This window comes from Corynebacterium nasorum (assembly GCF_032821635.1).
Taxonomy (GTDB): domain Bacteria; phylum Actinomycetota; class Actinomycetes; order Mycobacteriales; family Mycobacteriaceae; genus Corynebacterium; species Corynebacterium kefirresidentii.
Window position 1 is genome coordinate 46654 of sequence record NZ_JAVBIE010000008.1, and the last position, 13833, is coordinate 60486.

Consider the following 13833-nt stretch of genomic DNA (forward strand, 5'->3'; position numbering starts at 1 on the left):
GCGCGTGGCTGCAGAAGAAAGACCAAAGATTTTTGAAGGCGCGAAGGATATCTCCCTGTCCCTCGCCGTCGTGGTGATCATGATGCTGCTGGCCGTTGGAGCGACCGGCCTATGCTCGATCAATTCCGAAACTCAACAGGGAGCAGTGCAGGAAGTGGATGAACAAACCTTCCTTGAAACCCAAGCTCGCGCAGGAATTGGCGCTATTCGCAATCCTGATATGCCAGAGGGCTGGGAGGCTAATGCTGCCCGCCGCGTTGATATGGGAGGAGAAAACGCCACCGTGGTCAGCTGGGTGACCGCTGACCAAGGGTTTGTGGAGTCTACTCAGACACAGGTGGCGGCCGATGATGCGGGCAAGGAATACGACGCCAACTACCGCGGCATCGAATCTGCCCGTGAGGTCAAAGGGCACCAAGTGCGGGTACTAGAAAGTGATGACGACTCCGTGCGCCGCCTGTGGGTGACAGATTTGGGCGACGCCCGCCTCATTATCTCCGGTGCCGCAGACGATAGCGATTTTGAGGCTGCTACCGCTGCGTTTATCGACGCCGCACCTATAGCCGAAAAATAACCTCGCCCAATCCTTCTGCCGCAGCGGTGGCGCTAAGACCGTCGCCGGCCTGGGCAATGACCTCTGCGAGGGATTCCTCATCTAAGCCGCTAAGGCGCGTCTTTCCTACAAAAACATCGATGCGCTCACGCTGGGAACGCTGCGGATAAATAGCGATTTCGCGTACCTTATCGCCTGTAAAGCGCAGCACCACGGATTGGGAGAAATAGCTCACCTCGTCATCATCGCGGGTATGTGCTGGGCCAAAGAATTCCTCTACGAATTCCCGGGAGTCTCCCGCCATGATGGAACCGGCGGCCGCAGACTTCGACACAAAATCCACCCGCTCACCTGGATACCCATAAATCTGCACTACTCGTCTCCTTCTGCGTCTGCTACTTCGGCCCTCTCGAGCGCTGCTTCAACGCGCTTTGCTGCGCCGTCGAGATGTGCCTCGCACGTTCGGGCAAGGGCCTCGCCGCGCTCCCAATACTTCAATGACTCATCCAAGCCCATCTGCCCGAGCTCTAAGATCTTTACGGTTTCAATGAGCTCGTCTCGGGCTTGCTCATAACTCAATTTTTCTACTGGGGTAAAAGCATCCTGGCCTGGTTGACCGGTGCCAATGGTGTCCTCTGACATTATTTTCTCCTTGTTCGGTGATTAATCGGCGGCCTGGGAGGCCATAGAAACAGCGGTAATAGATCCATCGCCCACGCGGATGCGCAGTTGCGCGCCGGGAGGGGATTGCTCATAAGAGGTGACAACTTCGGGGCCGGAGCCATCTTTGGGTACCACTTGGACGATGGAATACCCGCGGGCAAGAGTTGCTGAAGGTCCCAAAGCTGAAACGCGAGCACGCAGCGACTCCACGTGGCGGGTCTCGCGTTCTACCATGACCTCAATTTCCCGGCGCATGGTGTCACGAGTGCGCTCTACTTCCTCGCGGCGCGTACGAATGGGGGTCATGGGGTCTGCCATGACGGGCCGGGAACGAATATTGTCCAGGCCGCGTCGCTCCCTTTCCACCCAGCCGCGCAAGGCGGCAGCCATCCGGGAGCGTGCCTCTGCGATAACGGCACGCTCCTCGGCCACGGAGGGGACGACGCGCTTTGCGGCGTCGGTAGGCGTGGCAGCGCGCAGATCCGCGACGTTATCGAGCACCGGGCTATCCGGCTCATGGCCGATGGCGGAGACCACCGGAGTGCCAGCAGCCGCGACCGCGCGTTGCAGCGCTTCTTCTGAGAAGGGAAGCAGGTCTTCTACAGAGCCACCACCGCGGGCGATGATGATGACGTCTACCTCTGGATCCGCATCTAGCTGCTGGAGGGCATCGATAACCTCTGGCACGGTATTCGCACCTTGAACCGCGGTATTGAGTACCCGGAATTGCACCGCTGGCCAGCGATCATGAGCTACCGCCATCACATCTCGCTCCGCGGCCGAACCGCGGCCGGTAATCAGCCCAATTTTGTGCGGCAGGTAGGGCAGTGGCCGCTTGCGAGCAGGATCAAAAAGTCCCTCTGCCGAAAGCTGCTGGCGTAATTTCTCAATGCGCGCGAGTAGATCACCTATGCCCACATGACGAATCTCCGTGGTCCACAGTGAAAAAGAACCGCGGCCGGCATAAAAAGCCGGCTTGCCATGGACAATGACGCGGTCGCCGTTTTTTAGCGGTGCTGACAATGACTGCAACATTGATGATGGGCAAGTCAGCTGCACGGACTTTTCCTGCTGTACATCACGCAGCGTGAGATAGGACAGCTTCCAGGTGGGTTTGAAATTAATTTGGGTTAATTGACCCTCTACCCACAGGTAGCCCAAGCGCTCGATCCAGCCCTTGACTTGGTCGTTGACTTTACCAACGGGCCAGGGAGTATCCGGAGTATTTGCCGGTTGATTCACACAGCCTCCCTTTCTTCAGTCTGCCGTGTTCTTCCGCCTAGTTTAGGGGCCAGCGCAGATGATTGCCCCGCTCGGGGTAGCCGGAATGGCGGCGGTGGGCCCCACTATTGTTTTGCGTGCTGTTTCGATACTCTGGGAGCCATGACTGAAGGTAAAAATGTTCTCCTCGCGGCACCGCGCGGATACTGCGCAGGCGTAGATCGCGCAGTTGAAACCGTAGAAAAGGCGCTGGAAAAGTACGGCGCGCCCATTTATGTACGCAAGCAAATCGTGCACAACCGCTACGTCGTAGAGTCTTTGGCAGAACGCGGCGTCATCTTTGTTGACGAGGCCTCTGAAGCCCCAGAAGGTGCCCACCTAGTCTTTTCCGCCCATGGTATTTCCCCGGCCGTTCGGGCAGAGGCAACGCAGCGCAAGCAACTAACGTTGGATGCCACGTGCCCATTGGTAACCAAGGTGCATAAGGAAGCCCAGCGCTTCCAGCGCGATGGCTATCACATCCTCTTGGTTGGCCACGAAGGACATGAGGAAGTGGAAGGAACCGCCGGCGAAGCACCGGAGGTTACCCACCTTGTGGATGGCGTCGAGGGCGTTGCTAAGCTGCCGGATTTCCTGCAGGACGAGAAGCTTATTTGGCTGTCCCAAACCACGCTCTCGGTGGATGAGACGATCACCATCGTCAATAAACTGCGCGAGCGTTTCCCGCATCTGGAAAATCCGCCTTCAGACGATATTTGCTACGCCACCCAAAACCGCCAAGAATCCGTCAAAGCCATTGCCCCCAAGTGCGACCTGATGATTGTGGTGGGGTCTAAAAACTCCTCTAACTCGGTGCGCCTGGTCGAAGTGGCGCTCGAGGCTGGTGCTAAGGCTTCACACCTCGTAGATTTTGCCAAGGAGATCGACGATGCCTGGCTGGAAGGCGTGCGCACCGTCGGAGTCACATGTGGTGCATCGGTACCAGAATTGCTGGTACGCGAGGTGTTGGAATTCCTCGATGCGCGTGGCTATAGCGACGTAGAACAGGTAACTACCTCTACGGAGACGATTACCTTCGCCCTGCCGCGCGACCTGCGCCCAGCACGCACTTAAATGAGCGCGTGCTTAAACTACATCTAAAATAAAAGAAAGGCCCGTTTCCGGGCCTTTCTTTTATTTTAGTCCTCGTCATAGAGGTTATCGTCCCAACCTTGCTTGGGCGCTTGCTTGTGCTCCTGAGACGCCGGTACCGAATCGCCGGCGCGCCGGGTTGGATCCGGGCGCATTGGATTTGCGCGTTCCTCTTGTTGGAGGCGGCGGCGTTCCTCTCGGTCGCGTCCACGCAGACGATCCTTGGGCGCGGGGCGGGACTTCTTTAATGCGTGAGAAGCGCGGGCGCGCTGCGGAGTGGCTTGAATTTTAGTAGGTTCCTTTGCCAGCCTATCGCGCGCCATCAAGTCAGCGACCGACAAACGCTCAGCGCGATTGCGGCGGTCTTGCTCAGCATCGGAACGGCGAGAGGAAGTTTCCATTTTAGCGGTGCGACGTGCCGTCTTACGGTAGCGGACCCATCGCAACCAGCCGATGATTCCTGCGCCTACTAAAGCGATGAGGAGCCAGAGAAAGCTTTGGACAAGGGGGAAAGCTGCGGTTACGGTAGCCGTCTTGGAAAACGGTGATGCTCCCTCTGGCAAGTTGGCCTTGGTAATAAAGAATCCGGCCAGTACCACCGTGATGGCATACAAGATGGGGATGGAAGCCACCGTGAGGAAGAGGCCGCGTTCTTCTACGATGAGCGCCACCAGCAGCGAGCCGATGACGAGGAAGGCGAGGTAAGCCCACCCGATGGTACCCATCAGGATGGAAATCAACGCGCCGGTGAGCAAAATTGCCGCGAGCAGCCCAAGGCCCGTGCCCAGCGTGATGCTGGGGAGTCCAGAGCTTTGGGCGGCGGAAGACTTTCTTTGCTTGGCTTGTGACACGTCGGAAGATCCTACCGGTTCGTGCCTGCCCATGGCTATTTCCACGCACTAAGTCGCCGGATTTATAGTGGCGAATGCCCGCGCGGCCACGTATCGATGGCTATGGGCTCCCGTGGCGTGCGGTCCGTGCGGCCTGGGATATCCATCTCGTGCAATTTGCGGGCGGTGACGCCGACCCGGGAATCTAGCGAGGACAGTGTGGCATTGTAGGCTTCGACTGCCTTTTCCAAGTTGTGGCCCACCCTGCCATAGTGATCAGAAAGTGTATTCAGGCGCGTGTACAGTTCGCGCCCTAGGCGCTGAACCTCCTTTGCCTTGGCTGAGATGTCTTCTTGGTGCCACCCCATAGCCACCGTGCGCAGGAGGGCGAAAAGCGAGCTGGGGGTGGCAATTACTACATTGCGTTCAAAGGCATACTCGATGAGTTCTGGGTCCACTGACAATGCAGCATCGAGGAAAGGATCTGCAGGGACAAACAGGATGACGAATTCGGGTGTAGGTTGAAACGCTTCAATATAGTCTTTGTGCGATAGTGCTTGGACGTGGCCACGCATCAAGTGTGCGTGGCGGCGCAAGAAGCCGGCGTGTTCTTCTGGGTCATCGGTCTCCAGCGCGTCGAGGTAAGAAGTAAAAGGCACCTTGGCATCGACAATGATATGGCGGCCACCAGCCAACTTGATAACCATGTCTGGGCGAACGATGCGACCACCCAGCGGAGCAGAAACCTGGCAGTCAAAGTCCACATGTTTGGTCATGCCGCCTATTTCAACCACCCGCTCCAATTGCACCTCGCCCCAACGACCGCGGGTATTGGGCGAGCGCAAGGCACTAACAAGTTTGTCAGTGCGTTCAGTCAGACGAGAGGAGGTACGGGTTACCGCCTGGACCTGGCTAGAAAGGGAAGCGAGCAGCGCGGTGCGGTCTTCCTCAATTTCTTGGAGCTGAAACCCCAAGCGGTCCATGGCCTTTTCCAGCGGCTGGAGCTCAGCTTGGCGACGCTGCGATTCTTGCAGCGCGCGGTGTTCGGCACTTGGCGCCGAACGAGCAGCGGAGTAGGAATGGGCCAACCAACCCATTACCGCGCCGAGGGTGAGGCCGATAAAAAGTAGCAGCACGGGCAATGTGGAAGTCATGGAACCCAGCATGGCACGTACAGCCGACACAGCCCACTATTTTTTCGAATCTCCGTTCAAAAGGCCCTCGAAGGCATCGCGGGCACGGCGCAGGTTGGAGCGCACGCCGGGCTTCTCATGCTCTTTCGGGGTGGATTCCACGTTGAGGGCAGCGTCGAGGGAATTGGAGTTGCCGTCCGCGGCTACGTCCGCCACTGCGCCTTCTGGGGCTGCGTAGTCCGGCATTTTAAGCCACGCCTCGCGCTTATAGCGCCCTTGTTCCTCCGTATAACGGCCGATGAGGTAGCCAGCTACGGTGGAAAAGTCCAGCTCCGCGGCGGTCTTTTCGCCCGACTGGAGCTTCATCATATCTTGGCTGTAGCGATAGGCCACCGCGAACATCGCGGCTGCCGGAACCGCGAGGAAACCTCCCACCAGGCCAAATAGCGCAGAGCCTACGGTCACAGAAACCAAGACGATGACGGGGTGCAGGTCCATGGCCTTGGACTGCAGCCAAGGGGAAAGGACATTTCCCTCCAGCTGTTGGACCAGCAAGACCAGTCCAAGAACGAGCAAGGCCTTGGTAATACCAAGGGACACCAGTGCGATGGTGACGGAAAGGGCACCGGCCACAATTGCACCGACGAAGGGGATAAAGCCGGCGATGAAGGTGATGATTGCCAAAGCCATGGCCAGGGGGACGCCGATGAGGGCGAGGCCGATGCCGATAAAGACGGCGTCGACAAGCGAGACAACTGCCTGCGCACGAATAAAGCCTCCAAGCGTGGTCCATGCGCGGGTGAGTAGCTCAGTAAGGTGCCAGCCGGCGCGTTTACCGGTGGCATCGCGCAGCCAGGGGAGGAACTTGGCGCCGTCCTTGAGGAAGAAGAAGGTCAGCACCAACACAATGAAGAGGGTGACCAAGATGGAGGTAGCGGTGCCGATACCGGTAAAGACGGAACCCGCGATGGCGCCAGCGCGCTGCTGCAGCCAGGAAGCCGCTTCATCGATGTAGCTGCTCATATCCTCGCTATCGAGGTTGAGGGGTGGGCCCTGTGCCCAGAGCTGCAGGCTTTGGATGCCGGAGACCGTCTGCAAGTACAAAGAGCGGGATTGGCGCATGAAGTCCGGGGCAACGAAGGAAATGAGTCCACCCACTGCCGTGAAAGAAACCAAAATGGTTACGGCAGCCGCCAACGCGGCGGGGAGGCCAATGCTGCGCAACTTCTTAGCCACTGGGGCTAGGACGGTGCAGATGATGAGGGCCAAAAGCACTGGCAAGATGCCCTGCCAGAAATTGCCGAGCAAGCGGTAGAGGGCGTAGAGGAAAACGCAGATGATGAGCAGGCGGACCGCCCATAGGGACGCAGACTTAACTACCTCGCCGGCAATGACAGAGCGATCTACCTGATCGCCCGGTGGATGTGGCGATACATCCTCCAGCTTGCTGGTATCGAAGCTTTCATCAAACTTATCGCCCAGGCCCGTCTTGGGAGCCTCGGGCAGCGGTTGGTTATCAGAACTCACCCCACCATCTTGCCTTAAAAGAAGGTGGGTGAGTTAGGATTGGCCCCGTGAGTCTTACACTAGGAATCGTCGGCCTGCCCAACGTGGGCAAGTCCACATTGTTTAATGCCCTGACCCGTTCCGAGATCCTGGCGGCGAACTACCCGTTTGCCACCATCGAGCCCAACGTGGGCCTGGTGGAGCTGCCGGACTCCCGCCTGACCCACCTGGCGGAAATGTTTAACTCGGAGCGTATCCTGCCCGCTACCGTGTCCTTCGTGGATATTGCCGGTATCGTCTCTGGCGCTTCGCAGGGTGAAGGCATGGGTAACGCCTTCCTAGCCAATATCCGTGAGGCAGATGCCATCTGCCAGGTGGTGCGCGCTTTTTCCGATGACAATGTCATCCACGTTGATGGCAAAGTTGACCCGCGCAATGACATCTCCGTTATTAATACCGAGCTCATCCTCGCGGACCTCCAAACCATCGAAAAGGCTCTGCCGCGCCTTGAAAAAGATGCGCGCAAGAATAAGGACCTGGCTGCTGAGGTGGAAGCCACCAAGAAGGCGCAGGAGATTCTAGAAGATGACCGCACCCTCTTCGCAGCAGCTAAGGAGGGCGAGATTGACCTCTCGCTCGTGCGCGATCTGCACTTGATGACGGCAAAGCCTTTCCTCTATGTCTTTAACTCGGACGAGGCCGTGCTTACCGACGACGCAAAGAAGGAAGAGCTTCGCCAGCTCGTCGGCCCGGCCGAGGCCGTGTTCCTTGACGCCCAGACAGAAACTGAGCTGCTTGAGCTGGAAGTAGACGAAGCGCGCGAATTGCTTGAGTCCGTGGGCCAAGATGAGCCGGGGTTGGCTACTTTGGCCAAGGCGGGTTTTGCCACGCTGGGCCTGCAGACCTATCTCACCGCCGGTGAGAAGGAAGCCCGCGCGTGGACCATCAAGCAGGGCTCTGCCGCCCCGCAAGCTGCCGGCGTTATCCACACTGACTTTGAAAAGAAGTTCATCAAGGCCGAAATCGTTTCCTATGATGACCTAGTAGCCGCTGGCTCTATGGCCGAAGCTCGCGCTCACGGCAAGGTCCGCCAAGAAGGCAAGGACTACATCATGCAAGACGGCGACGTGTGCGACTTTAAGATCGGCGGTTAATTCCGCGTCTTCTAAGTCTTGGGCCTCCTAACGGAGAAGGCACTGCCCGCGCAGGCGGAGAAATTGTAGCGATTGAGAATCTTCCGCGTTATTGTGGGCGGCATACTCAAATAATAGGAGGTCACATTATGGCTGAACTAGACAACAAGATTATTGCTGTTATCGCTACCGATGGTTTCGAAGACTCTGAGCTGACTTCTCCGCTGGAGGCCGTGAAGAACGCTGGTGCTACCGTGCGCGTCATCGCCCCTAAGTCCGGTACTATTACCGGCAAGAAGGGCACGGAGATTTCCGTTGACGCCGTTACCGCTGATTCAACCGGCGAGTCTTTCGATGGCATTATCTTGCCTGGCGGTACCGACAATGCCGACCTGTTGCGCTTGGACAAGGCCGCAGTAGAAATCGTGCGCAACCACATGAGCAAGGATCTCCCGCTTGGTGCTATCTGCCACGGTGCATGGATCTTGGCCGATGCTGAAGCTCTTAAGGGTCGTACCTTGACGTCCTTCCCCTCCTTGCAGACCGACCTGCGCAATGCGGGCGCCACGTGGGTAGATGAGGAAGTCCACTGCGATCAGGGCTTGGTGTCCTCCCGTACTCCCGATGACCTGCCAGCCTTTAATGCCAAGCTGGTTGAGGAGTTTGCAGAGGGCCAGCACTAAAGCTCCTCGGTTACACGCCATGGGTATCACCCGTGGCTTTTTTGATCTTGCGCCAGAGTTCCTACCCCTATAAGGTTTTAGTTTCCTGAAGGGGAGTAGTTCCCTCGGTTAATTCCGAGATGACTGGTCGACATACTGGCGTTTAGCCCGGCCAGCCAGCGCCCGCAGTGCCCGCGGCCGTGAACGAGACCTTCGGTCCGCAACCGAACCGAAGGGAGAAGTGACTATGTCCTCCATGGGCTCAGAGCAGCGCATTCTTGAGCGCTTCATGCAGCTATCCATCGCCGCCGCTGTGGCTACCATCATCCTTAAGGCCTTGGCCGCGTGGTTTACCGGCTCGGTGGGCTTCCTATCTGATGCTCTCGAATCCGTAGTGAACCTCGTGGCGGCCGTCGCCGGTTTTTATGCCCTCCGGATTGCTGCCAAGCCGGCCGATGATAACCACCAGTTTGGCCATGGCAAAGCGGAGTACGTCTCCGCCTTGGTGGAGGGCGCGATGATTTTCATTGCGGCCGGCATGATCATCTATACGGCCATCCAGCGCTTCTTTATTCCGCAGCCGATTGCTGAGGCAGGCTGGGGCTTGGCATTATCTACGCTCTCGTCTGTGCTTAACCTGGCGGTGGGTATCGCGCTCATCCGCGCCGGCAAGCGCTACCGTTCTGCCACCTTGGATGCGGATGGGCATCACCTGCTTACCGACGTCTGGACTTCCGTCGGCGTCCTTGTCGGTATCGCCGCCGTTTATTTAACTGGCTGGATGTGGCTAGACCCTGTAGTAGCCCTCGCTGTGGGTATCAATATCTTGTGGACTGGTTACACCCTCCTGCGCGATTCCGTGAGCAGTTTGCTTTCTGAAGCACTTCCCGCGGATGAGCGCCAGCAGATTCGCCAGCTGCTGGCCCGGTTGGAAAAGGAGCAATCGGTTACCTTCACGGACCGGCGTACTGTCGCTTCCGGCCGTCAGCGCTTGGTCTACCTGACCATGGAGGTGCCAGGAGAGTGGAGCGTTATGCATTCCCACGAGGTTGCTGACGTCGTGGAAATCGCCCTAGATGAGCTGTATCCAGGCTGCAGTGCGTTCATTCACGTGGAGCCGGCGGGCGTGGAAAACCGCCGCCCGTACCTATTTCGCTAGGCCTTAACTTTCTAAGTTTTCGGGCGGTCACTGTGGCTGATTTTTTAGACCGACATGTGTGTAGACCCGTTCGAGTGAATAGGGCCTGTACATAACCTGTGCTTTTCCGCAGAAAGCATACACCCTTCTGAAAGAACTCTGTGGGTTTAGTGGCACCGCCTTTTGGGGGTGGGGTAAGTCTTGAATGATTTGGAGAAAGTCGAGGGTGTTGACTACGGCGCTGCGGGGTCGTGAAACGACATCTATTTTTTAGATTCGGGCCATTTATGGTACAGAATTCTTAACGTTATGAAAATGTTATTGATTGCTCTGAGCTGCATGAAGTCTTCTCTGGGTGAATAAAACGGCAAAAATTTCTTGCTGGCGGTCGAAAAATTTTGAATTCTCCGTATGGTGGTTGTTACACCAAGCAAATAGCGATTCTCACCCCCGCATTCCACATGTGGGGGCAAGAATATGTCCTTTTGATTGGCTGAAGAGAGCTATACCAATAGCAGAAAGGATTTACTGACAATGGGTAAGAACATCAAGGATCTGTTTAACGCAACCGCATACGACAAGGACGGCGAGAAGCTGGGCAACGTTAACGAGGTATTCGTTGATGACCAGTCCGGCCAGCCTACCTTCGTTGAGGTTAACCACGGCCTGTTCGGTATGAACTCCAGCCTCGTTCCGCTGCGCGGCCACGACTTCTCCGGCGATGACCTGAAGCTGGGCTTCTCCAAGGACCGCATCAAGGACGCCCCAGACTTCGATTCCGATAAGCCGCTGACCCCAGAGGCACAGTCCGATATCTTCAAGCACTACGGCCTGGATAATGCACAGGACGTTACCGATTACAAGGACTCCAACCTGGACTCCAAGCGCGACGTTCAGGCTGGCGCTGACAAGGACCACAACTTGGCCGCAGGTGCCGGCGTTGCTGGCGCTGGTGCAGGCGCTGCTGGTGCACACGCTAACGAGAAGAAGGAAGCTACCCACACCACTGATGCGGCTGCTGCTGAGCGTAAGGCTGGCGTTGCCGATAACGCTGCTTCCAAGAACACCGCAGCTGCGCACACCAACAATGACGGCGAGCTCATCCGTTCTGAGGAGCAGATGAACGTCAATAAGGAGCGTGTGGCTACCGGCGAGGCTCGCCTGCGCAAGTACGTTGTAACCGACACCGAGACCGTTGAGGTTCCGGTTGAGCGCGAAGAGGTCAGCGTTGAGCGCACTCCGATCAGCGCTGAAGATGCCAAGAACTACAACGGCACCATCTCCGGTGACACTGAGGAAGCTTCCGTCACCCTGCACGAGGAGCAGGTTAACGTGAACAAGGAAACCGTTCCGGTTGAGAAGATCAACCTGAAGAAGGACACCGTTCGCGACACCGAGACTCACACCGAGGAGCTGCGCAAGGAGCAGATCGACACCGATGGTGTTGATGGCCTCAAGAAGTAAAAGCGCATAGCTAAACGCCCGCAAGGTTTTCCTTGCGGGCGTTTATTATGTTTGAGGGCTTAAGCCTTGGCACCGATGGCTGCGGCCGAGTCAGAATCCATAATGTCTTTGACGCCGCTTTCTGCTGCGTCCCAGGTTGCCTTGTCTTGGATGCCGGCACGTTTAGCAACGACGGTGGCGCATAGTACCTGTCCGGTGACGTTGAGTGCAGTGCGTCCCATGTCAATAATCGGCTCAATGGCCAGCAGGAGACCGACACCAGCCAGCGGAAGGCCAAGTGTAGATAGCGTCAGCGTGAGCATAACCGTTGCGCCTGTGGTGCCTGCGGTAGCAGCGGAACCAATGACGGAAACAAAGATGATGAGCAGGTATTGGGTGAAGTCGAGGTTAATGTCGTAGAACTGGGCAACAAAGATGGCTGCGATGGCCGGGTATACGGAGGCGCAGCCGTCCATCTTGGTGGTTGCTCCTAGCGGAACGGCAAAGGAAGCGTATTCAGAAGGAACACCCATGGCCTTTTCGCTAAAGCGCTCGGTAGCTGGCATGACACCCATGGAAGAACGGGTAACAAAGCCCAGCGAGGTGACCGGCCAAACGCGCTTATAAAAGCCCATGACTGGAATCTTGTTGAACTTCAGTACGGCGGGGTAGACCACGACAAAAACCAGACCAAGGCCCACGTACATGGCCAGCACAAACTTGCCCAGCGAGCCCAAGGCGTCCCAGCCGTAGGTTGCTACTGCCTTACCGATAAGGGCGGCGGTGCCAATCGGTGCAAGGCGGATGATCCACCACAAGATGATCTGGATGACCTTGAGGAAGGACTCGGTAAAGTGCAGGAATGGCTCGGCGGACTTGCCGGTCTTGACCGCGGCGATACCGATGGCCAGGGAAATGACAAGCAGTTGTAGCGCGCCAAAGCTGAGGGATACTTCGCCGTCGGAAAGCGAGGCAGAAAGGCCTACGAAGTTCTGCGGCAGAAGCTGCTCAAAGAACGCGGTCCACGAGCCGACGTGGGAAGGATCCTGTGCAGTGGCGGCATCGACGCTCGTGCCGACGCCCGGCTTCATAATGACGGCAACGAAAATGCCCATCAAGACAGAGAAGAATGCGGTAATGGCGAACCACACCAGTGTGGAAATCGCCAGGGAAGCAGCGTTAGCTACCTTGCGCAAATTGGCGACAGAGGTAACAACAGCGGCGAAGATCAGCGGCGGGATCATCACCTTGAGCAGCTGGACGTAGGCGCTACCGACTCCCGTGAGCAGGGTGGTCAACCAACCGGGATTGTCTGGGTCAGTATCCATTCCGGAGGCGATGAAACCCAAGATGAGGCCGATGACAAGGCCGGCAATAACTTGCGCGCCGAATCCTGTGGCCCAGCCTGGGAGCCTAGAGCGCGAAGATTCCTGTTGAGACATAAAGGTTCCTTTGAAAATAAAAATGGACAGATCGGACTAGTTTTCAGATACTGTCCTGTTCAACTTCAACTTCGCTCAGTTTATTCCTTCGACGTCTTTAGGCACAAGACGTGGGGATTCTCCCGTGGCTGCGACCTCATCCTTCGCGCTCACCGGGTGGCTTCTTAATACCTGGGGTTCTTTTCCCACTGAGCGCGAGGGGGAGGAGGAATTGCGGTGTGCGCCCTCGGCGCTCACCAGAGCGGGGTGGAAGCATCACCTTTACGCTGCTAGTGAGCGCGAAGGGCGGAGGGGGGAAGGGCGGAGCGCGAGGTGCAGAGCGAGGAGGGGCTGCGATTTCTGGAATACTGGCGGCATGAAAATCCTCGTGACTGCATTTGACGCCTTCGGCGGAGAAAGCATTAACCCTACAGAACAAGCGCTGGAGCTATTACCAGAGGAGGTTGGGGGAGCGGAGCTTGTCAAGACGGTGATTCCGACCAAGTTTGGGGAATCCCTGCGCCGAGTAATTGCACTCGCAGGGGAATCATCAGTCGATGCAATTGTGTGCTTGGGACAGGCAGGCGGCCGGAAACATATCACCCCGGAGCGAGTCGCCATTAATGTGATGGATGCCGAGATTCCTGATAACGCGGGTTATCAGCCAGTGGATGTACCGGTCGTAGAGGGTGGCCCAGCGGCGTATTTTTCCACGCTACCGGTAAAGGAAATGGTCGCGGCGATGGATGATTGTCCGGCGCGGGTGTCGAATACGGCGGGGACTTTCGTGTGCAATCAGCTCCTGTATGGTCTCCTGCATCACTTCGCGGGGACGGAGGTGCGCGCGGGATTTGTGCATGTTCCCTATATTCAGGAGCAGAACAAAGCGGATAAGCCCATGATGGCGCTAGCTGAGATAGTCGAGGGGATAAAGCAGGCACTCTGGGCGGTGCAGGCTAGTTAGGGTAGCCTTTGTGGCTTTTTGGACCAGCGAAATAT

At 57.2% G+C, this 13833-nt stretch carries 14 protein-coding genes; 7 read left to right on the forward strand and 7 right to left on the reverse strand.

Features of this window, described 5'->3' with window-relative positions; translation table 11 throughout:
* Positions 1-4 precede the first annotated feature (4 nt).
* On the forward strand, positions 5-574 hold the full coding sequence (locus RAE07_RS07845) for a DUF4245 domain-containing protein (RefSeq protein WP_034656435.1): 570 nt from the start codon (positions 5-7) through the stop codon (positions 572-574).
* On the opposite strand, the gene RAE07_RS07850 is transcribed toward RAE07_RS07845, so the two are convergent.
* Genes RAE07_RS07850 through xseA form a run of 3 tightly spaced genes read right to left on the reverse strand, consistent with a single transcriptional unit; the run spans position 558 to position 2458 of the window.
* The gene (locus RAE07_RS07850; RefSeq protein ID WP_259824419.1) at positions 558-926 is read right to left on the reverse strand and encodes a hypothetical protein; all 369 of its coding nucleotides are present in this window, start codon (positions 924-926) and stop codon (positions 558-560) included. The two genes, RAE07_RS07845 and RAE07_RS07850, sit on opposite strands and share 17 nt — an antisense overlap.
* Entirely contained in the window at positions 926-1195 is a 270-nt protein-coding gene (locus RAE07_RS07855) for an exodeoxyribonuclease VII small subunit (protein ID WP_259824418.1), read from the reverse strand. The genes RAE07_RS07850 and RAE07_RS07855 overlap by 1 nt, the downstream gene beginning before the upstream one ends.
* Positions 1196-1216: 21 nt before the next feature.
* Positions 1217-2458, reverse strand: coding sequence for an exodeoxyribonuclease VII large subunit (gene xseA, locus RAE07_RS07860; RefSeq protein ID WP_317001675.1), 1242 nt, complete (start codon positions 2456-2458; stop codon positions 1217-1219).
* A gap of 141 nt (positions 2459-2599) precedes the next feature.
* Between xseA and RAE07_RS07865 the strand changes: the two genes are divergently transcribed.
* Positions 2600-3550: a 4-hydroxy-3-methylbut-2-enyl diphosphate reductase gene (locus RAE07_RS07865; protein ID WP_023021876.1), complete on the forward strand. Its 951-nt coding sequence runs from the start codon at positions 2600-2602 to the stop codon at positions 3548-3550.
* A gap of 65 nt (positions 3551-3615) precedes the next feature.
* Here the strand turns inward: RAE07_RS07865 and RAE07_RS07870 are convergent, their stop codons facing one another.
* The 3 genes from RAE07_RS07870 to RAE07_RS07880 all read right to left on the reverse strand — a co-directional run bounded on the left by RAE07_RS07870 (position 3616) and on the right by RAE07_RS07880 (position 7058).
* Positions 3616-4419 carry a DUF6542 domain-containing protein gene (locus tag RAE07_RS07870; RefSeq protein WP_259824416.1) on the reverse strand — a complete coding sequence of 268 codons (804 nt, stop codon included), beginning with the start codon at positions 4417-4419 and terminating at the stop codon, positions 3616-3618.
* Positions 4420-4481: 62 nt separating this feature from the next.
* Positions 4482-5552: a DNA recombination protein RmuC gene (locus RAE07_RS07875; protein ID WP_034656472.1), complete on the reverse strand. Its 1071-nt coding sequence runs from the start codon at positions 5550-5552 to the stop codon at positions 4482-4484.
* Between the two features lie 36 nt (positions 5553-5588).
* Positions 5589-7058: an AI-2E family transporter gene (locus RAE07_RS07880; protein ID WP_023021873.1), complete on the reverse strand. Its 1470-nt coding sequence runs from the start codon at positions 7056-7058 to the stop codon at positions 5589-5591.
* Between the two features lie 47 nt (positions 7059-7105).
* On the opposite strand from RAE07_RS07880, the gene ychF reads away from it, so the two are divergent.
* From ychF to RAE07_RS07900, 4 genes are all read left to right on the forward strand, one after another.
* Positions 7106-8191, forward strand: a complete 1086-nt coding sequence (gene ychF / locus RAE07_RS07885) for a redox-regulated ATPase YchF (protein ID WP_259824415.1) — start codon at positions 7106-7108, stop codon at positions 8189-8191.
* A gap of 128 nt (positions 8192-8319) precedes the next feature.
* Positions 8320-8853 carry a type 1 glutamine amidotransferase domain-containing protein gene (locus RAE07_RS07890; RefSeq protein ID WP_259824413.1) on the forward strand — a complete coding sequence of 178 codons (534 nt, stop codon included), beginning with the start codon at positions 8320-8322 and terminating at the stop codon, positions 8851-8853.
* A 226-nt stretch (positions 8854-9079) separates the two neighbouring features.
* Positions 9080-9991, forward strand: a complete 912-nt coding sequence (locus tag RAE07_RS07895) for a cation diffusion facilitator family transporter (protein WP_259824412.1) — start codon at positions 9080-9082, stop codon at positions 9989-9991.
* Between the two features lie 513 nt (positions 9992-10504).
* Positions 10505-11434 carry a PRC and DUF2382 domain-containing protein gene (locus RAE07_RS07900; protein WP_023021869.1) on the forward strand — a complete coding sequence of 310 codons (930 nt, stop codon included), beginning with the start codon at positions 10505-10507 and terminating at the stop codon, positions 11432-11434.
* A 59-nt stretch (positions 11435-11493) separates the two neighbouring features.
* Here the strand turns inward: RAE07_RS07900 and RAE07_RS07905 are convergent, their stop codons facing one another.
* Complete coding sequence (locus RAE07_RS07905) at positions 11494-12855, reverse strand: dicarboxylate/amino acid:cation symporter (RefSeq protein WP_316327728.1); 1362 nt, start codon at positions 12853-12855, stop codon at positions 11494-11496.
* Between the two features lie 355 nt (positions 12856-13210).
* On the opposite strand from RAE07_RS07905, the gene pcp reads away from it, so the two are divergent.
* Positions 13211-13798: a pyroglutamyl-peptidase I gene (pcp, locus tag RAE07_RS07910; protein WP_317001676.1), complete on the forward strand. Its 588-nt coding sequence runs from the start codon at positions 13211-13213 to the stop codon at positions 13796-13798.
* The last annotated feature ends 35 nt before the right edge of the window (positions 13799-13833 follow it).